The organism is Pseudomonas oplopanacis (assembly GCF_057128725.1).
In genome coordinates this window covers 69242-87450 of the sequence record NZ_JBSKHV010000014.1, presented here as the reverse complement: position 1 = coordinate 87450, position 18209 = coordinate 69242, and the positions used below count along the sequence as shown (strand labels likewise).

Below are 18209 nucleotides of genomic sequence, written 5' to 3'. Positions count from 1 at the left end.
CACGGCGATAGGGATCAGGTCATCAATATTTGATGTCCCGGGCAGTGCGGCGCGTGTCCTGTTTGGTGCTGCGCTTGTCCTGGCGGCATTGCGCGTTGCTTTTTTCACTGGCCTGCCTGCAATCGACCTTGGTTTGCCGTGCATCCGAGCGCCCGGTCTGCCGCGTATCCCGCGCTTCACGCCGCTGCTCTCCCTGCTCGGTCGCGTAGGCCATTACCGACACTGACTGCACACCCACGGCGACGACCAATGTCGCCAGAGCGATCATGCTGTATTTGCCAATCATGATATTCCTCCCGTTCAAGCGCATAGCTGGCTCACTCGCCAGTCAGTTTAGTCGGCCTCTCAGTCCTCGGGGTATAGCGCGAGATAGCTGTCGACGGCCGTGTCTATCGTTGGAAAAAACGCCGTTTCACCAAACTGCGAGAACAGCCCGAACCGCTTGAGTTTGTCCTTGACCGGGTCTTTCATTTCGGCCAGACACAATTCGATGCCTGCCGCACGCAAGGTTTCGTCCAGTTCGGCCAGCATGTCGGCAGATGTCACGTCGACACTGGTCATCGGTTCCGCCGCCACGACCACCCAGCGCACGGGCGTAGGCGATGTCGCCACGGCATCCAGCACCCGGTCATTGAACAATTCGGCATTGGCAAAAAACAACGGGGCGTCCCAGCGAAACAGGACCAGGCCGGGGATGAGCCGGGCATTGGGAAAACGCTTGATGTCGTGGTAACCCTGGACCTCATCGGCACGGCCCAGTACGGCGGAATACGGCCGCCAGCCATCCCAGAGGAATTCAATCACCGCCAGCAGGATGGCCAGACCAATGCCCTCGATGGCACCGAACACTGCGACGCCGACGGTGCAGGCGATGGACAGCCAGAATTCCCAACGTTGAATGCGATAGATACGTCGCAGATCAGTGACCTCGATCAAGCCGATGGCCGAGGCGATCACCACCGCCGCCAGCGCGCTGTTGGGCAGGTCCTGCAACAGGTTCGGCGCCACCATCAGCAGCAAGGCCACCGCCAGCGCGCCGACGACGCCAGACAGTTGGGTTTTGGCGCCGGCGGCCTCGGCCACCGGAGTGCGTGACGAACTGCTGCTGATGGGAAAACCCTGGAAAAAACCGGCCGCCAGGTTGGCGACGCCGAGCCCGACCATCTCCTGATTCGGATCGACGTACGTGCGCGACCGCGCCGCATAAACACGCGATAGCACGCTGGTGTCGGCAAACGAAACCAGCGCCACCGCGCAACCACCGATCAGCACCGGGACCATATCCGCGGAAGTGATCCAGGGAATGGCGAACGCGGGCATGCCTTGTGGAAGTTCGCCGAGCACCGATATGCCGTATTTCGTCGCAAGGTCCAGCACACCGACGGCGATGGTTGCGCCGGCCACGGCAATCAAAATACCCGGGATGCGTTTGTGTCCCTTGAGCAACAGGATCACCACCAACGTGGCGGCGCCGACCGCGAAGGTGACCCCGTTGGTTTTTCCGTTCAGCACCGCGGTGGCGATCGCCCATATGTTTCTCAGTGGCCCGTCGGACTCGATCTTGAAACCGAAGAACTTGGGCAACTGGCTGATCAGTACGGTCAGCGCGATACCGTTCATGTAGCCGTAGCGGATCGGTTTGGAGAGCAATTCCGTGATAAATCCCAGGCGCGCGATCCCGGCGAGGATGCAGACCACCCCCGACACAATCGCCATCATTCCCGCCAGGGCGACGGCGCGATACGGGTCACCGCCAGACAGCGGCAGGATCACTGCAAGGATGACCGCTGCCAGCGAGGAATCCGGTCCCAGCACCAAAATCCGGCTGGGCCCGAACAACGCATAAGCGAGCAGCGGAATGATGGTCGCGTAGAGGCCATAGATGCCGGGTACGCCCGAGGCCACCGCGTAGGCGATACCGACCGGCACCAGCATGGTGGTCAGGACGAGTCCGGCGACAATGTCATTTCGCAGCCAGGCGATTTGATAGTGGCGCAGCGTGTTCAGCCCCGGTAGCCAGCGGGCCCAGGGGCTTTGACCGGCGCCTGCGACGCGGCGTGCAATTCGACCCGGTTCCGGGGCGGAAGGTGAAGAATCTGAATCGCTCATAGAACTGTAACCCCTTGGTATACAGCGCATATTCGCCTAAAGGGCTGCAGACGAGGGGCTGCGCCCTCCTCTGTTCTTCAACCACCGAGTGCGATGATCGCCACGATCAGCACAGCGCCAGTGACCGCCATCGCCACCCCGCCCTGCCAAGGTTTTGCGCCTGCGTATCGCGCCAGCATCCAGCCCGCGATGAACAGCACCGCGATCCCGACCAGATTGGATAAACGAACGGCGAGCGCGGTGTCTTCGAGTAACAGGAAAGGCACGACCAGTGGAAAGGTCGAGGCCACCACCAAGAGAAAGACGCCCAGCGCCCCTTTGAAATCTTCCCAACCGAGGCCCGACGGCACGGACGCGGCCGGGTACTGAACCAGGCGGCTGCGTAACAATTCCAGGGTTTCAGGCTTGGCCGCTGCCGCCACGTGCGACGGTAATGCAGCCGCCACCAGCGTCTGGCCGGTGGCCGCGTCCGCCCCGGCGAGTTTTGCGTATAGCGTGCTTTTGCGCGTGCGGTCGATCAAGGCCCGCAGCAGATACATCACCGCATCCGCGAGCCCCCAGGCCAGGTTGCAACCGAGCGCGGCGAACATCATGGTCCGTTCCGCCTCCTGACCCGAAGTCGCCACGCTGATCGTTCCGGTGAACGTCATCGCCATGAGCAAGCCGAAAATCACTTCTGTGACTCGATCGACCGGGTCGAGAATCCTTGCCCGTTTTTGTTCTCCGGTGTTCGGCATGCGTCCTACCTCGCTGAAAAGTACCCGCGTGGTGCAAGCGTCAAAGGTCAAAGCACCGCACTTTCAGGCGGTGCTCTTTTTCGATTTCACTTCATTGTAGTGACAAAAAAAATTGTCGCTGCCGGTGTGAGCGGGTTGTGAATGGCAGCACATCAGCCTGAAGGCCAAAACGCGCTTTGTGGCAGCAACGTCTAAGCTTTTTCAGGTCAATCTCGTCCCCCGGGAGATTCCGATGCACGCCGCGCCCCTTTCAGAACTCGATGCCGCCCTGCCCGGCCTGGCCCGCAAGATCCGCGTGCTGGATGCCCTGTCCTGGCCGGATGGCGTAGAGGAAACCTTCCTGGCGAACTGGCGGGCAGGGAAAGCAGCGTTGCCCGACGTCGAACTGCGCCCGCGTGACCACAGCGCCGACATCATCGCCCTCGAAGCCTTTATTGAGCGATGCGATGCGGGGCATCCGGCCGGCAACCACCTCGCCATGACTGCGCGAAGCTATGCCACGGCCGGCCGCATGCTCGGGGCGATTGGCACGCCTGCCTTTACCGACTATTCGTCAGCGCTTTATCGGCGTCCGGACTTCTATTACCACCGTCTGAAACTGAGCATGCTCGACGCCGCCCGGTTTTTCCTCAACACCACCGACGCCCTGCTCGGCGGCACGCGGATTCCACCGAGCCCGGCCGAGATACCGGCCGATGTCTTTGCTGCCTGGATGCAGCCGGAACTGGACCGTTTCTTCGGCGAGGGGCGGATCACGGTCGTGCTCGATCCGACCCTCGCCGCCAAAGCCATCGCCGGGGTGAGCCGCATCCGTCTGCGGGCCAGCGCGCTGTTCTCGGAACTGGACAAGAACCAGTTGTTGCAACACGAAGCGTTCGTGCATATCGCCACGGCGCAAAACGGCGCGCTCCAACCCAACCTCAAAAGCCTCGGCCTGGGAGCACCGCGCACAACCCAGACTCAGGAAGGCATTGCCACCCTGGCGGAGCTGTTCACCGGCAGCATGGACATCAACCGTTTGCGTCGCCTGGCCCTGCGCGTGCTTGCGGTCCAGCAAGCGCTGGATGGCGCCGATTTCATTCAGGTGTTCGAAGGTTTTCTGGCGGCCGGCCAATCGCAAGAGGAGTCGTTTCGCTCAACCCAACGGGTGTTTCGCGGCGCTGACCTGCGGGGCGGTTCGGCGTTTACCAAGGATGCCGCGTACCTGACCGGCTTGCTCGGTGTCCACACCCTGCTGCGCCTCGCGATTCGCGATAACCGGCCGGAACTGGTGGGCCATTTGTTTGCCGGACGTCTCAGCCTGGGGGATACCGTACGCCTGGCACCGCTGTTCGAATCCGGCTGGCTCACGGCACCGGTCCATCTTCCTGCCTGGGCCAGCGATCTGCGCCTGCTCGCCGCCAACCTCGCCTTCTCTGCCTTTATCACCCGGATCCAGCTGGACGTGCTCGATCTGGACGTGCTCATGGCGTTCGCAGACGAGCACGAAACCGATGCCAGTGGTGGCGCCGGGCCGGGTGAACGTAAATAAATGGCAGATATTTTTTGTTTGCTACGCTTAGTGAGCGGCGTCGAAGTCAGGACCTGTGGTTTGCACAGTCGGCTTCTACTTCCAGGGCATTGATCCACTCATTTCAAACCTGCCTGACTACAGGGAGTTGCAATGCGCATTCCAGTATTTTACGCGCTGTCGGCTGTCCTTTTGTTGAGCGGGTCTAACGGCATGGCAGCCGGTACGACCGCACCTGCGCCCGCAAACGCTGCCGCTACGGCGCCGGCCGCTGCGCCCGCCCCGCTGCCGGCTAAAGATCCTGTGTTTACCCAGGAACAGCTGGATCAAATGCTGGCGCCCATTGCGCTGTATCCCGATCCACTGCTGGCACAGGTGCTGATGGCCAGCACGTACCCCGGGGAAGTTGCCGAAGCGGTGACCTGGTCCAAAGCGCATCCGGACGCCAAGGGCGACGATGCAGTCAAACAAGTGGCGAACCAGCCTTGGGACCCGAGCGTGCAGGCGCTCGTCGCCTTCCCGCAGGTATTGGCAACGCTGGGGCAGGATCCCGTCTGGGTCCAACGCCTGGGTGATGCCTTCCTCGCGCAGCCCGACGATGTCATGAACGGGGTGCAACGCTTGCGTCGTCAGGCCCAGGAAGCAGGCAACCTGCAGAGCAATCAATATCAGAACGTGACCATTCAGAATAATGCCGCGCCAGCACCGGCCCCTGCAGCAGAACCCGCTCCCGCGGCGCCAGCACCGGCCCCTGCCAGCAGCAGTTCCACCATCATCATCCAGCCCGCCGATCCGCAGGTTGTGTACGTCCCCACCTATAACCCGACAACCGCCTACGGTACCTGGCCGTATCCGGCGTCGCCGCCTGCGTACTACCCACCGCCGCCGGCCTATTACCCGGGCCAGGCCTTGATGGCCGGGCTGGCGTTTGGTACCGGCGTGGCCATTGTCGGTGCGTTGTGGGGTGAGTGTGACTGGGGCAATAACGACGTCGACATCGACGTCGAGCGCTACAACAACATCAATGGCAACAACCGCATCAACGTGAACCAGAACAAGTGGCAGCACAATTCCGCGCACCGCAATGGCGTCCCTTATCGCGATAACCGCAGCCGCGAACAGTACGGCCGGCAACTGGACGGTGCCAGTCAGCGTCAGGCTTATCGAGGCGACAACGCCCAGCGCGCCCAGGCCCGTGAAAATGCCCGAGGTTCCATGGACAGGGCCGGTATCGAACGCCCGCCTACCAGCAACCGCGAAGCCCGTGATCAAGTGCGTGATACCTCACGGGCCACAGCCGGCAACCGGATGCAAGCCGGCACCGACAGACCGAACACCGCCAATAGACCTCAGACCTCCGATAGACAAAAGGCAGCGGATAGACAGAACGCCGCTGAAAGAGCAAAGGCGTCTGACAGAAGCCAGGGCACGGCCAGAAACAATCAGGCGAATCAGCAGCCGAGAAAACAGACCGCTCAGACGAACCAGCGACAGGGCAACGCGCAGGCGCGCCAAACGACGCAGAACCGCCCTTCCACGACAGCCGCCAGCAAGGGCAGTGCCCGCAACAATGCCTTCGCCGGCGCGCGCTCCCCGTCCCAAGTCAACGCACAAGCCAATCGTGGCCGGGCCAGCCAGGCATCCGCCCAGCGCCCAAGTTCCGCGCGAGCCGCCGGCCATCAGGTCAGTCGGCCGTCCAATCCGCCAGCGCGTCAAAGTAGGGGTGGCCGTCGTTGAACAACTATCCTCGATTGAAGGCACGCATGGGCGTGCTCCTTCAGGCCTTGGCGATCACTGCCGGTTTGGCGTGGTCGTGCGTGGCGACAGCACAGCAGGAATTTCCAACCCCGGAAAAAGCCGCTCAAGCGTTCGTCGAAGCACTGGGTACGACACACGCCGATCGTGAACGCCTGACCGAGTTGCTGGGTAAGGAATGGCGCAGTTTCATCCCTCGCGAAGGCGCCGAACGCAAAGACGTGGATGCGTTTCTGAAGCAGTACCACGAGGAAAACCACATCGAAAAAACCAATGACCGCACCGCGATTCTGTCGGTCGGCAGTAACCACTGGACACTGCCGATCCCGATCGTGAAAAGCACCAACGGTTGGCGCTTCGACGTCAAGGCTGGCAGTGCCGAAGTCCGTGCACGTCAAATCGGCCGCAACGAATTGGCCGCGGTGCAAGCGGCGCTGGCCTATCACGACGCCCAGATGGACTACGCCTCGGTGGATCGCGACGGTGACGGCGCACTTGAATATGCGCAGAATATTTTCAGCACCCCCGGCACCCATGACGGACTTTATTGGGCGGACGACGACAGCGGTCAGATCAGCCCGCTGGGCGCTGAGTTCGGCAACACCATTGCCGGCGAAGGCTGGCATGGTTATCACTTTCGCATTCTCGATGGCCAGGGACCCTCAGCACCCGGCGGCGCCTACAGCTACCTCATCGGCGACAAGATGAGCCGGGGCTTTGCACTGATCGCCTGGCCAGAGAAATACAACGACACCGGCGTGATGAGTTTCATGATCAGCCATGAAGGGCAGGTGTTCGAGAAAGACCTGGGGCCTGAGAGTGAAAAACTGGCGAAGGCGATGAAGCGCTTTGATCCGGATGACAGTTGGAAGGAGGTGGCTGCGGATCAGGAGTAGGAGGTGTTGTTTACAAACTCTGCGGCCTTGATCGCGAAGCGGTGGCAGGGCTGGCTGCGCCGCTCGCAATGTCAACCCAAGCGCTTTTCAAAGTAGACACGATCAAATCCATCTTCCGAGCGCCGCTGGACTTCGACGTAACCCAGTCGAGGATAAATGGACAGGTTGTCGGTCATCTTCTCGTTCGTATAGAGACAAACGCTGCCAAACCCCAGGCGCGTCGCCTGCGCCTCGCAAAATTGAATGAGTGCCTTGCCGATCCCCTTCCCACGACCCGCTTTGGACACGGCTACATTTTCCAGAAGCATATGCTGGCCCACCGGATAGAAGACGATAAAACCTCGCAATTCCTCCTGTTCTCCGATGCAAAGGTGCACAAACCCGGCAGCGATCTGAGCCCTGAAATCCGCCAGCATCGGTGCAGGCTTTCGTCCTATTACCGAAACATACTGGGCATACGCCTGCTCCGCACAAGCGCGCACTGCGTCTTCGTCGTCTGCAACGGCTTGGCGGATCCTGTGTCGTTCGCTCATGGCAAATCCTGACGAATGTCGGTTAATGTCGGCTCGAGAAGCAGAATAACCCGCCGCACTTCAAATGATGAACGATGAGGCCAACACCGCATGAAGCCCCTGGATTTGACGCGTTTCGACCTCAACCTTCTGGTTGTGCTTGAGGCGCTTTGGGTTGAAAAGCACGTCGGCCGCGCGGCCGAACGATTGCATTTGTCCCAGTCCGCAACGAGCCACGCCTTATCGAGGCTGCGTACCGCTTTTGATGATCAGCTGTTCATTCGCAACCCTCGCGGGATCGCGCCGACGCCGCTGGCCATCGAGCTGATGCCGAGAGTGGCGGCGGTGCTCGAGTCGGTCAGGCTCGTCGCCAGTCCACGTGGCCCGTTCGATCCGAGTCGTTTGCAAGCAACACTGTCAGTGGCGGCCACCGACCACGCCGTCATGACGGTCATCGCCCCTGCTCTGGCCAGGATCCAGGCCGCCGCGCCGCAGGCCGTGCTGAAGCTCAGCCCGGCGGATGTCGAATCCGCTCTACGTCTGCTGGACGCAGGCGAGGTCGACATCGTGCTGGGGTCGGGTTCATTTGCCCAAGTCCCGCAGCGCTTTGAGTGCCAGCTAGTGCATAAGGAACGTTTCGTCGGCATCGCGCGCAAGGGCCACCCGGCGCTGGTCAAGCGAGGCAAGAAATTGCACATGGAATTGGATGACTTCACTTCCCTCCCCCACATTCTGGTCTCGCCGCGCGGTGATACACGGGGCGCTGTCGACGATGCGTTGGAGAACCTCGGTCGTTCCCGCAAGGTGAGCGTTACCTGCCCCAGCTTTCTGGCGGTGCCCTTCATGGTCGGTGCTTCACAATCGATTGCCGTTGTTGCCGAGCGGGTCGCCTTGCAGATGCAGGAGACCGCGCAGCTGAGCCTGTTTGAGTTGCCCTTGGCGCTGCCCACTTGGGAGGTGCTGGTTATTCGAGCACGAGGGCGCGCCAACGAGCCCGCCGTCGAGTGGATCACGAACATGATGATCGCCGACTGAACAGCGGCGGTCCCGGGATCATGAATCTCGTGCATCGACAGGCTGTGTAAATGCCATTGGCATCGAGTGCCTCGGTGCTCCTAGAGTGCGGTCGTCTATTCAACCCTCCAGGAACACTTCATGAATACCCTGCCCACGTTGGTCATGGTCCCTTGCTTCGCAGGGGCCCCGTGGCAGCTTGACCAGATGACCTCTTTGCAGAGCCGCGCCATGCGCACTCTTCGCTTGCCCGATGATGTAAGCGATCTTGAAACATTGGCCGACTTCATCGCTGACCAGGTAGAGGACCTCAAGAACTATGTATTGGTTGGCGACTCTTACGGCGCGGTCGCTTCGATCGCGGTTGCGACGCGCCAGCCCAAAGGCCTGAAAGGACTGGTACTGTCGGGTGGTTTTGCCAAGAGCCCTGTCACCTCGCCCCTGCTCAAGACATTGGCAGCGTTCGTACCGTTTTTCCCCGGGCCCTTTTATCGGCAGATGACCCTACGGGTCCACGCCGCGCAGTTGGCGTCGGCGTTTGACAAGGAAGGCGAGACCCTTTGGTCAACCGCAAAGAGTCGCGCCTTCTTCGTCAAGGAGACGCCACACAAAGCCTACGTCAACCGCATGCGCTCGATCGAGAAGGTCGACTATTCGGCCCTGCTGAAGAAGATTGACGTCCCCACGCTGATCCTGACGCCCGAGGAAGACAAGCTGATCGGCGAAGAAGCCGCGGGGATTCTGCTAAAGGGCATCAAGGGTTCGCAGGAAGTCATCCTGCCGCGCACCGGCCACATGTTCAGGTTCTCGCATCCTGGCGCCTACTCGCTCGAAATCAGGAAGTTTCTGGAGCGGGTAGCGCTTTAAGCGTATGCGCGCGGGGGGGTGGGTAGCGTCTGCGTCTTCAATGCGCTGCGATTTGGGTGTCTGGTTGCGGCTGTGGATTCTATCGACCAATAGCTGACCTTGCAGACCGGCTGCCAGAGGGCCACTTTTCCACTGCTATGCTAACAACATCTGTTTCTCCACCAGAGACGAGCAGCATGGCAGCACAACGCCGGCACGCCCCATTCACGCTCAAGGCCATGGCCTGGTCGGCTGGTGGTTTCCTTGTTGCCTGGGCTGCGATGAAACTGCTCGACACCTACTTCGAACTGACGTTGTTGGCGGATGCCACGGGCGGACTGCTAAGTGTTCGGGACTGGCTTTTGCTGGAAACACCAATGCCGAATTGGTCTGTGCTGACGATTATCATGTTTTCAATCAGCACGCTGTCTGTAGCGTTTTTCTACGTCCGCAGCACTGACGGAGCGGTCGGCGAGTTGCATGAGATAGAGCGAAAAGTTTACAAAAAGAATAACCCTGAGTTCCCACAACTGACAGAAAACCAAACGCTACTGATGGAGGCTTTGGCCTATCACGCAAACTTCAGGAAAATTGCAAATCTGGACTCAATTTGCAAACTGGTCTCACTCAGCAGGCTAGAGGTTGAAGCCGACTTGAAGCAACTCCAGATCAAACATCTTGTGAAGCACAAAGTGACACGAGGCACGTTCGGCGCCACCTACTTTGAACTTACCCTGGCCGGAAAGGATTATGCATTAGAGCGGTTTGAGCTAACGTAGCATCGGCACAGGGGGCATGACCTGCTTCAGAAGAACCACATGACGGGTCCACCTACAACCATTGGTCGCATTCGCTGCAAACAGGTAGCAAAGGATCATAAATCCGCTATTACGTCAGTACCTGCAATTTTCATTCATTGCACATCGTCAGAGGAACGCCCCGCGATGCGAAACTCACTTAAGCATTCGAGATTTCGTTTGGTATTTTTGCTGACTGTTATCTCAATGGGGCTGACCGCTTGTTCCAGTAACGAAAATATTAATACACCTGCCAAAGCAATTGCTCGCCCCCCTATCGATGATAGCGAGACGTCTTCTGTGCGTGTCACTACTAGCTGGATACAACACTCGCTTAGCCAGGCTGAATGCCTGAAGCACGCCCAGGCAGCACTTACAAAAGCGAGATATTTTGTTGATGCAGGAGACCGGTCCGTTTTTGGGTTTCGTCAAGGGATGACGTTTTCGATCCGCTGCGACTACGAAGGCGTTGCATTTTTGGCAGTGGCTTATCGTCAAAGGCCCAGTACTGAAACCCAGGACCGGATCTTGAATGAAATAACCAGGTTTTTTTAATTGGCGATGCGTTCAACAGTAGTGTTGCCTGCTGTCCTCAACGCCATGTTCAGGTTCAACAGTCATCGACAGCCGAATGCTCAGTTTTCGAAACGATTGAGCGACGTGTACGGATCAAAGGGAACGTAGCGTGATTGCCGGTCGCGCATGACTTTGACCATGGCGATGTCCGGGTCCACGGAAAAGAACAAGCGCCCGCGCATCGCCACCAGATGATCGAGCAGGCGTTCCTTGTCCCCGACCACGCATTCGGGATTGCGATCATAGGCGCTGTTGACGTTCAGGCTCAGCCAGTGCGTTCCCGGGATCAAGTCGCCGACAAACACCACCGGCCCGCCGGGTAGCAGGATTTCCGGCAACAGTTGCCCCGGTGTGTAGCCGTCGCTGAAATGAAAATACCAGCCGTTACCGAGGCGGGTGTTGCCGGCGATGCCAACATCACCCTGACCAACTCGACCGCGACGGGTGCCAGTGAGTGGCTGCGCGTGGGTACGCTCAGTGACTTCCCCTTGCTGACCGCTTCGCCTCCACCCCTGACCGGCCCGGCGGATTTCCCGGATGAAGTCACCCACAGGCGGTGTCTTCAAGACTCTCACCGTCAACAATTACAGCGGCGATGGCACCATTGCGCTCCATACATTCCTGGAGGGCGACGGCTCGCCTTCCGACAGACTGGTGATCGACGGGGGCACCGCAACGGCGCTGGCCACCGGCAACACGGCGTTGCTGGTCCGTAACGCCCGGGATGCCAGCGGTGTCCTTGGGCGAGGTGCCCTGACCACCGGCAACGGCATCCTCGTGGTGGATACGCAGAACGGCGGCACCACCGCCGCCAATGCTTTCCGCCTGGGCAACCGGGCGATCGCCGGCCCCTACGAATACACATTGCATCGGGCGAGCGTGGATGCAACCAACGGTGAAGCGTGGTACCTGCGTTCCAGCGCCGATCCAACCCCACCGGTTCCGCCTGATACGCCTGATACGCCCACGCCCCCTACTCCGTCCGTGCCGAACTTCCGCCCGGAAACCTCGTTGTACGGAGCCATCCCGGCCATGGCGCTGGTTTATACCCGCGGCATGATCGACACCTTGCACGAGCGGGTTGCTGAAGAACACTGGATGCCCACCGACCCGTTGCCCAAGGAGCATGAAGAAACCTACGGCCCGTCGCTCGGCTGGGGGCGGATGATCTTTCGCAATGGCGAACGAGAAAGCGGTCACAACGGCCCGTTTGGTAACTCCCCAGGCTACAACTATGACATGCAGGCCTTCCAGGTCGGTCTGGACCTTTATCGCGGCGAGGACACCGACGGCAGCCATGACCTGGCCGGGGTATCGCTGGCGGTCGGCAATATCTCGGGGGGAGTTGATCACTACAGCGGGATTGGCGCCGGTGAAAACGAACTGCGTGCTTACAGCCTGGGTGGCTACTGGACGCACTTTGGGCCCGACGGTGGCTATGTGGACGGCGTGTTGCAACTGCACCGCTTCGACATCGAAGCCAAACCGGGCGACATCGATGAACTGGACACCCAAGGCTGGGGCTACTCCGCATCACTGGAAACCGGTTACCCGTTTCTGGTCGATGAGGGCGATGAAGAACACAAGAATGAAAACCTGTACCTCGAGCCACAAGCCCAAGTGATCTATTCCCACATCGATCTCGACAACAGCGATGACATCGCTGCCGACGTGCGTTTCAGGGACGTCGACTCGCTGATCGGCCGACTTGGCGTGCGTCTGGCCAAGAACTGGTTCCGCGAGAACGACAAGGGCGAGGCACTGCGTACCAATGGCTGGCTACGTCCCAGCGTCTGGCATGAGTTCAAGGGACAGCCCAAGACCGAGTTTTCATCGGCCAACGGCTTCGTGCCCTTCGAGGCGGAGATTGGGGAGAGCTGGTGGGAGGCCAACCTGGATTTGCCGATAAACGCGCGGCGACCGTCGAAGGGATGAAGTCATCGTTAAATGGCGTAACGTTCGAAGGAACGTTCGAAGGAACGTTCGGAGGGAAGGATTGGCGGCAGATCCTCAATCGCGCAGATTGCCGCCCTGATTTTAGAAGTTGATTTTGAACCCAAGCATCGCGTCATACCCATGGCTATCACCGTCGAACCCCTGGCGATAACCCGCCGAGGCGGTGAACGTGGTGCGTCGGTTGGCCTGATAATCCACCCCCAGATTCACCTCACCCCACGTGCCCTGAATGTCTGCCTCGAACGGGACGTAACCCGACTCGGAGGAAAACTCGGTCTTCGGTTGTCCTTTGAACTCATGCCAGACACTCGGGCGAACCCACGCGTTGGTGCGTCGTTCACTCTTGTCGACACCCTCGGTATCCCAATCCTTGGCGATGCGTACGCCGAGCCGGCCGATCAGCGAATCCACGTCTTTGAAACGGATGTTGGCGCCGACATCATCGCTGCTGTCCAGATCGACGTAGCTGTAGATCGCTTGCAACTGCGGTTCGACGTACCAGTCTTTGTCGAACTCGTACGGATAGCCGTTTTCCAGCGAGGCGGTGTAGCCCCAACCGCGGGTTTTCAGTTTGTCCAGGTCGTTGGGCTTGGCCTCGATGTCGAAGTGGTTGACCTGCAACACGCCGTCCAGATACCAGCCCGACGGGCCGAAGTGCGTCCAGTACGCGCCCACGCCATAAGCGCGCAAGGTGTCGTCACCGGCGGGACGGCGGGTGTAGTGGCTGACGCCGGCGTCGATGGTGCCGGCCGACAGCGATATACCGGCCTGTTCATGACTGCCATCGGTTCTGACCTTGCGGTAGAGGTCGGTGCCGACCTGAAAGGCGGTCAGGTCGTAGTTGTACTCGGGCGTGTTGCCCAAGGCGTTTTTTCCATCGCCATCCTGTTTGCCGCTGCGGTAGATGACCCTTCCCCAACCCATGGACGGGGCCAGAGTGGACTCGTCCTCCTTGGGCAAAGGATCACTGGCATTGAGGCGCTCTTCGCCGACCCGCTCGTGCAGGGTGTCGACCATGGTCCTGCCGTAGACCAGCGCCAGCGCCGGAACTGCGCCATACAGGGAGACTTCAGGACGGAAGTTGGGCACATGCGCAGGGGTTGGATCGGGATCAGGACCAGGGGGCTCATCCGGCACCAGGGCGTCCGAACGCAGGAACCAGGTGTCCTTGGCGCTGCCATCATCGGCGCCTTGTTGCAGACGATATTCATACGGCCCGGCCACCGCACGGCGGGCCAGGCGGAAGGCATTCGGGTCGCTCGCGCCGTCTGATTTGTTCAGCAACTCAACCACCGCAATGCCGTTGCCCTCGGTCAGTTCACCCAGCCCGCCAATATTGCGCACAGCGACACCCGTGGCACCGCCGCTGCCGGTCGTGGTCGAGTCCACCACGAGCATGTCGGAGCGACTGTTGGCGCCACCGCCGTTGAGCGTGGTGTTGAGCAGCAGGCTGCCGCCATTGGACACGAACACGCCGCCGCCATCGGTGCCGGCGGTGGTCGCGCCGCTGATCAGCAGGACATTGCCCACGGTGTTGCTGCCGGCCGCAAGGTCCAGGGTGCCGCTGTGGGTGAAGCGGTTCACGCCGAGTATCTGCCCCTGCACCGGACCGCCCAGCGTCGGCGTGTTAGCCGTTTGGCCCAGTGGCAGATAGGCACCGCTGGCACTGAAACCGGTGATGCCTGTGGCCGGCTGCGTCGCCAGACGAATCACGCCGTTGTTGTCGATGTTGTTGCTGCCCGACGACCCGAGGTTGCTGGTGGCAACGCCCCAGGTATCCCGGGTGCCGCTGCCGGTGCTGTCGGCGAAACTGCGCAAGATCCAGGTGCCGCTGTTGCTGACGGTACTGGCGGCACTGACGGCGTTGACCGAGCCGGTCATCTGCCCCGTGTTATTGAGGGTGAAATTCGTCCCGGGCGTGGTCGCATCCGCACGCACTGCGGAATCGCTGAGCGCGCCGATCACACCCGAGTTGTTCAACGTCTGGGTGGCACCGCCAAGGATCACGCCGCTGCTGTCTGCCCGACCACCTTGAAGGGTCGCGCTGTTGTTGACGCTGACCGCGCCGCCCACGGTCAATGCATCGATCGCCGACGACCCCGTGCCTCTGGTGCTAATCGCGCCGCTGTTGCTGACCGAAAGACTGGCCGGGCCGGATGCTTCAGCGAGAATCCCCTGACTGTTGCTGGCACCGAGCGTCTGGATCGACCCGGTGTTGACGAGGGTCTGCTGGCCACTGACGGACAAGGTGCGGATGCCGCGCTGCTGATCGCCGCGAGCGATCAGTTGACCGCTGTTGCTGACGTTCAGGGTGCCTGTCCCGGTACCGGAGTTGAACGCATTGCCCGCCAGAATCGCCGCGCCCTGGCCATTGACGTCAATCAACGGACCGGTGAACGCAACACCCACATTCCCACCCAAAGTCAGTGCCTGTATGCCAAAGGAGCCGATGCCACTGCCGTCGCCCGACCCGGCATTCGAGTGCGTGATGATCGTGCCGCCGGCGTTGACGTCCACGGTGCCAGTCGGTGATTGGGTCGAGGCATAAATCCCGTTGGCATTGCTGTGGAGCGTTTCGATACGGTTGCCGGAATAGTCGACCCGGACATTCCCGCCCGTCGAGTCGACCCGAATGCCACCCGCGCCAAAACCGCTGGCGAAGATATTGCCGGAGTAGTCGATAAGCACATTGTTGTTTTCGGAGCTGACGATGATGCCATAGGCGCGTGTGGTGTTCAGCCCGCCGAGCACGGTGAGATTGCCGCTGCCGGTGACCGTCGCATCCCCGGTGCCGCGCTTGATGATGTAGATCGCCCGCGAGCCGGCAGGGTTGGCCGCGTCGCCGACATTGATGGCAGCATTGTTCTCGATGCTGATCGAGCCCGTGGCTCCGACGTTATCGTTGGCATAGATACCGTGCGCGGCGCCGCCAGTGGTGGTGATCGCGCCGTTGTTGACGATGTCGATGCTGCCAACGGAGGAAAAGGAACGAATACCAAACCCGTTGAGGCCACTGGTGCTGATCGTCCCGCTGTTGCTCAACCGGGTATTGCCGGCGCCGCCTTCGGTGAAGAGGCCGAAGGCGTTCATGCCGATGGCCTGGACCGTCGCGGCGTTCACCAGAGTGGTGTTGCCATTGACCGCGCGGGTGTGGACGCCGGCGTGGTTGCCGATGCCGGCGGTCGGCAAAGTATCGTCGATGATCGGCAGGCCGGCGGACAGCGCATCGTCGTTGTTGACCAGGATGCTGACCCCGGCACCGACGCTGACGCTGGTGTCGCCGCTGCCGGTGGCTTTGGTCCAGATGCCGTTGCCGCCGAGCAAGGTGATCTGGCCGTTGCCATCATGCGTGACATTGATCCCGCCGCCGCCATTGGCACTCACATCGATCCCGTCGTGTTCGTTGCCCACCACGGTGTTGAGGATGTTCAGCGTGGTGCCCGAGGTCACCGAAAACGTCGACAGCCCACTGCTGGCATGGGTGATCGCCAGCGCATCAAGCCCGCTGCCGCCAATGTTGACCGTGTTGGTGCCGCCATCGACGGTCAGCACGGCACTGCCTGCGCCGGCACCGATCACATTCGAGAACACGGCGTTTGCAGCCGTCGGCGGCGTGCTGTTGATGGTGGTGCCACTGAGGATCACCGTTGAATTGGCATTGTTGCCTCGACTGAGTACCGAGGAGCCGGCAGTGGTTGTGATGGTCGTGCCCGATTGAGTAGTGATCGACGCATCGACACCGGCAGCAGGCGTACAGGCATCAGATACATTGTAAGCACCGGCGGCTAGCGGCCCACACGCGGCCTGAGCATCCGCCAGTGTCAGGACATTGGCCATAGCAACCAACAAGGCGCTACGTTTGAAATGCGGGGCAAACCCGACCCGAAAATGGTCGCGAGCGCTTTTCATCAAAACCTCCGTGTTTTAACTCTCACCGGATACTTTTCCAGCCAAGTAGTTATGGCTTGGCGATTACAGCTATAGACCTTAGTTCGTAATTCGCAGATTGGGAAAAATGGAAAGCAGTGACCACCTGATGAAGGCCTTCATGAGGTGTAGGTCGACTGGAGAACTTCCTGACAGGCAATAATCGGCTAATCCCTATGCCGACCGAGCGCAGAATCAATCATCGTTGACCTGAAGCTCATCCAGAAGAAACCCAAGTGAATCCGGGGCGGCGGGATGACTTTTTTCCGAGCGATGTTCATCCCATGACATGGCGTCTTCGGTGCAGAAATCTCCAATACACTCCATGTTCAATTCGCCATCGAGAAGTCCAAGCGGAATCCAGAAGTAAGGCGTTTCGCGTAGAGGGTTGGGCACGGTCGAGCCGCAGTGCGAGCAGAAGTCATTTCTGTAACCGCTGGGTTTGCGCCAACGGGTGATCGCGTCGTGTCCTACTTCCCATTGAAAGTCGCGCGCGTTGACCAGTGTGGCGAGGTTATGGCCGACCCCGGTTTGCTTGCGGCACAGGGTGCAATGGCAGCGGTAGAAGAATCGTGGTTCGACGGCCAGGGAAAAGCGTACGGTGCCGCAAAGACATTGTCCTGATGTCATGTGTATCTCCTTTGAAGATCGATTCATCGGTGTTTTCAAGCGGTGATTCCATTAGACAGAACACCCCCCTGTGGCGAGGGAGCTTGCTCCCGCTGGACTGCGCAGCAGGCCCATTTTTTGGGGCCGCTTCGCGCCCCAGCGGGGCGATGCGGCGTTCCGACAAGCTCCCTCGCCACAACAGCTCCCTCGCTACAGGGCTGCGTTTAGACAGGTGGTTCTATTTTATCCAGCACGCCGTTTGCCGTGATCTCGGCCACCATGATGCTGTTTGAGATGCCCAGCAAAGCGTAGCGTGCCTCCCCTTCCAGATGATCCACCAAGTGATGGACCATCACGTCGATCGAGGCCAGGGTTTCGACCAAAAATACGCCCAGGGTTTCGGCGCTGGCTTGCGGGTCCACGGAAAACAGGGTGCTGCGGGTTCGCGGTTTGGCTTTGATATCGGCGTTCGACGGGAAGTGGAACTCGAGGGCGCGTTCGGCGGCTTCGTTGAGTTTTTTTGAATCGGGTTCGTACGGGGACACTGGATCGGTGTCCGGTGGGTTGGGCGTTACTTTGAACATATGCTCGCTTCTCTAATTGGGCGCCAACCCTCTTGCGACTAAACGAGAGGGAGGCAGCTGTACGCAGGTTAGTCGACCGGGGAAGCTAGCAAAGCCGGCGCGCCCAAAGGCGCCCTGCGCACAACCGCCATCAAGTGCAGGCATGGGAATGCCAGACTGACAGAGCTAATGCACCTTACTTTTAACCCCGGGCGACTAAACCCGGCCACTGATGGGCAGTGGCAGGAAAACGATAGAGGCTAGGGTTAAAGCAAACAAGCCGGCCGATTCTGTCTTACCCGTAGGCGATGGCGCAAGGCGTTGTAGCCTCCGGGTAGTAACGGAAAGCGTCATTTAAACGCAGACGATTTTTCTTGTTTAAACGAGCGATCAGCCAAAGGA

General features: G+C 60.2%; 15 protein-coding genes and 1 pseudogene. 8 read left to right on the top strand and 8 right to left on the bottom strand.

What is annotated here, in order from left to right:
- Positions 1-22: 22 nt before the first annotated feature.
- The 3 genes from ACWKV5_RS23870 to ACWKV5_RS23860 form a co-directional block, all read right to left on the bottom strand.
- Positions 23-286, bottom strand: a complete 264-nt coding sequence (locus tag ACWKV5_RS23870) for a hypothetical protein (RefSeq protein ID WP_483843254.1) — start codon at positions 284-286, stop codon at positions 23-25.
- A gap of 59 nt (positions 287-345) precedes the next feature.
- The gene (locus ACWKV5_RS23865; RefSeq protein WP_483843253.1) at positions 346-2109 is read right to left on the bottom strand and encodes a SulP family inorganic anion transporter; all 1764 of its coding nucleotides are present in this window, start codon (positions 2107-2109) and stop codon (positions 346-348) included.
- Positions 2110-2186: 77 nt separating this feature from the next.
- A complete protein-coding gene (locus ACWKV5_RS23860) occupies positions 2187-2846 on the bottom strand; it encodes a hypothetical protein (RefSeq protein WP_483843252.1) in 660 nt (219 codons plus the stop codon).
- A gap of 232 nt (positions 2847-3078) precedes the next feature.
- Here ACWKV5_RS23860 and ACWKV5_RS23855 point away from each other — a divergent pair, with 232 nt between their 5' ends.
- The 3 genes from ACWKV5_RS23855 (at position 3079) to ACWKV5_RS23845 (ending at position 7007) form a co-directional block, all read left to right on the top strand.
- Complete coding sequence (locus ACWKV5_RS23855; protein ID WP_483843251.1) at positions 3079-4377, top strand: peptidase MATCAP family protein; 1299 nt, start codon at positions 3079-3081, stop codon at positions 4375-4377.
- A gap of 132 nt (positions 4378-4509) precedes the next feature.
- The gene (locus ACWKV5_RS23850; RefSeq protein ID WP_483843250.1) at positions 4510-6093 is read left to right on the top strand and encodes a DUF3300 domain-containing protein; all 1584 of its coding nucleotides are present in this window, start codon (positions 4510-4512) and stop codon (positions 6091-6093) included.
- Positions 6094-6119: 26 nt separating this feature from the next.
- Entirely contained in the window at positions 6120-7007 is an 888-nt protein-coding gene (locus ACWKV5_RS23845; RefSeq protein WP_483843249.1) for a DUF2950 domain-containing protein, read from the top strand.
- 71 nt (positions 7008-7078) lie between these two features.
- Here ACWKV5_RS23845 and ACWKV5_RS23840 read toward each other — a convergent pair whose 3' ends face one another.
- Positions 7079-7540 carry a GNAT family N-acetyltransferase gene (locus ACWKV5_RS23840; RefSeq protein ID WP_483843248.1) on the bottom strand — a complete coding sequence of 154 codons (462 nt, stop codon included), beginning with the start codon at positions 7538-7540 and terminating at the stop codon, positions 7079-7081.
- Between the two features lie 90 nt (positions 7541-7630).
- Here ACWKV5_RS23840 and ACWKV5_RS23835 point away from each other — a divergent pair, with 90 nt between their 5' ends.
- The 4 genes from ACWKV5_RS23835 to ACWKV5_RS23820 all read left to right on the top strand — a co-directional run bounded on the left by ACWKV5_RS23835 (position 7631) and on the right by ACWKV5_RS23820 (position 10731).
- Positions 7631-8554: a LysR family transcriptional regulator gene (locus ACWKV5_RS23835; RefSeq protein ID WP_483843247.1), complete on the top strand. Its 924-nt coding sequence runs from the start codon at positions 7631-7633 to the stop codon at positions 8552-8554.
- A 120-nt stretch (positions 8555-8674) separates the two neighbouring features.
- Complete coding sequence (locus ACWKV5_RS23830; RefSeq protein ID WP_483843246.1) at positions 8675-9400, top strand: alpha/beta fold hydrolase; 726 nt, start codon at positions 8675-8677, stop codon at positions 9398-9400.
- Positions 9401-9576: 176 nt separating this feature from the next.
- On the top strand, positions 9577-10158 hold the full coding sequence (locus ACWKV5_RS23825; protein ID WP_483843245.1) for a hypothetical protein: 582 nt from the start codon (positions 9577-9579) through the stop codon (positions 10156-10158).
- A gap of 39 nt (positions 10159-10197) precedes the next feature.
- A complete protein-coding gene (locus ACWKV5_RS23820; protein WP_483843244.1) occupies positions 10198-10731 on the top strand; it encodes a hypothetical protein in 534 nt (177 codons plus the stop codon).
- Between the two features lie 80 nt (positions 10732-10811).
- On the opposite strand, the pseudogene ACWKV5_RS23815 reads toward ACWKV5_RS23820, so the two are convergent.
- Positions 10812-11144, bottom strand: a pseudogene (locus tag ACWKV5_RS23815) (MBL fold metallo-hydrolase); the annotation flags it as partial.
- A gap of 145 nt (positions 11145-11289) precedes the next feature.
- Here ACWKV5_RS23815 and ACWKV5_RS23810 point away from each other — a divergent pair.
- Positions 11290-12687, top strand: a complete 1398-nt coding sequence (locus ACWKV5_RS23810) for an autotransporter family protein (protein WP_483843243.1) — start codon at positions 11290-11292, stop codon at positions 12685-12687.
- Positions 12688-12789: 102 nt separating this feature from the next.
- Here ACWKV5_RS23810 and ACWKV5_RS23805 read toward each other — a convergent pair whose 3' ends face one another.
- The 3 genes from ACWKV5_RS23805 to ACWKV5_RS23795 form a co-directional block, all read right to left on the bottom strand.
- Positions 12790-16617 carry an autotransporter outer membrane beta-barrel domain-containing protein gene (locus tag ACWKV5_RS23805; protein WP_483843242.1) on the bottom strand — a complete coding sequence of 1276 codons (3828 nt, stop codon included), beginning with the start codon at positions 16615-16617 and terminating at the stop codon, positions 12790-12792.
- A 213-nt stretch (positions 16618-16830) separates the two neighbouring features.
- Complete coding sequence (locus tag ACWKV5_RS23800) at positions 16831-17265, bottom strand: GFA family protein (RefSeq protein ID WP_483843241.1); 435 nt, start codon at positions 17263-17265, stop codon at positions 16831-16833.
- Between the two features lie 203 nt (positions 17266-17468).
- Positions 17469-17828 carry a DUF6124 family protein gene (locus ACWKV5_RS23795; RefSeq protein ID WP_483843240.1) on the bottom strand — a complete coding sequence of 120 codons (360 nt, stop codon included), beginning with the start codon at positions 17826-17828 and terminating at the stop codon, positions 17469-17471.
- Positions 17829-18209: the final 381 nt, after the last annotated feature.

Coding starts and splice junctions, on each gene's coding strand:
- ACWKV5_RS23865 (WP_483843253.1), bottom strand. CDS start 2,109: ATGAGCGATTCAGATTCTTCACCTTCCGCCCCGGAACCGGGTCGAATT.
- ACWKV5_RS23825 (WP_483843245.1), top strand. CDS start 9,577: ATGGCAGCACAACGCCGGCACGCCCCATTCACGCTCAAGGCCATGGCC.
- ACWKV5_RS23800 (WP_483843241.1), bottom strand. CDS start 17,265: ATGACATCAGGACAATGTCTTTGCGGCACCGTACGCTTTTCCCTGGCC.
- ACWKV5_RS23855 (WP_483843251.1), top strand. CDS start 3,079: ATGCACGCCGCGCCCCTTTCAGAACTCGATGCCGCCCTGCCCGGCCTG.
- ACWKV5_RS23870 (WP_483843254.1), bottom strand. CDS start 286: ATGATTGGCAAATACAGCATGATCGCTCTGGCGACATTGGTCGTCGCC.
- ACWKV5_RS23840 (WP_483843248.1), bottom strand. CDS start 7,540: ATGAGCGAACGACACAGGATCCGCCAAGCCGTTGCAGACGACGAAGAC.
- ACWKV5_RS23845 (WP_483843249.1), top strand. CDS start 6,120: ATGGGCGTGCTCCTTCAGGCCTTGGCGATCACTGCCGGTTTGGCGTGG.
- ACWKV5_RS23810 (WP_483843243.1), top strand. CDS start 11,290: ATGAAGTCACCCACAGGCGGTGTCTTCAAGACTCTCACCGTCAACAAT.
- ACWKV5_RS23860 (WP_483843252.1), bottom strand. CDS start 2,846: ATGCCGAACACCGGAGAACAAAAACGGGCAAGGATTCTCGACCCGGTC.
- ACWKV5_RS23850 (WP_483843250.1), top strand. CDS start 4,510: ATGCGCATTCCAGTATTTTACGCGCTGTCGGCTGTCCTTTTGTTGAGC.
- ACWKV5_RS23805 (WP_483843242.1), bottom strand. CDS start 16,617: ATGAAAAGCGCTCGCGACCATTTTCGGGTCGGGTTTGCCCCGCATTTC.
- ACWKV5_RS23830 (WP_483843246.1), top strand. CDS start 8,675: ATGAATACCCTGCCCACGTTGGTCATGGTCCCTTGCTTCGCAGGGGCC.
- ACWKV5_RS23820 (WP_483843244.1), top strand. CDS start 10,198: ATGACGGGTCCACCTACAACCATTGGTCGCATTCGCTGCAAACAGGTA.
- ACWKV5_RS23795 (WP_483843240.1), bottom strand. CDS start 17,828: ATGTTCAAAGTAACGCCCAACCCACCGGACACCGATCCAGTGTCCCCG.
- ACWKV5_RS23835 (WP_483843247.1), top strand. CDS start 7,631: ATGAAGCCCCTGGATTTGACGCGTTTCGACCTCAACCTTCTGGTTGTG.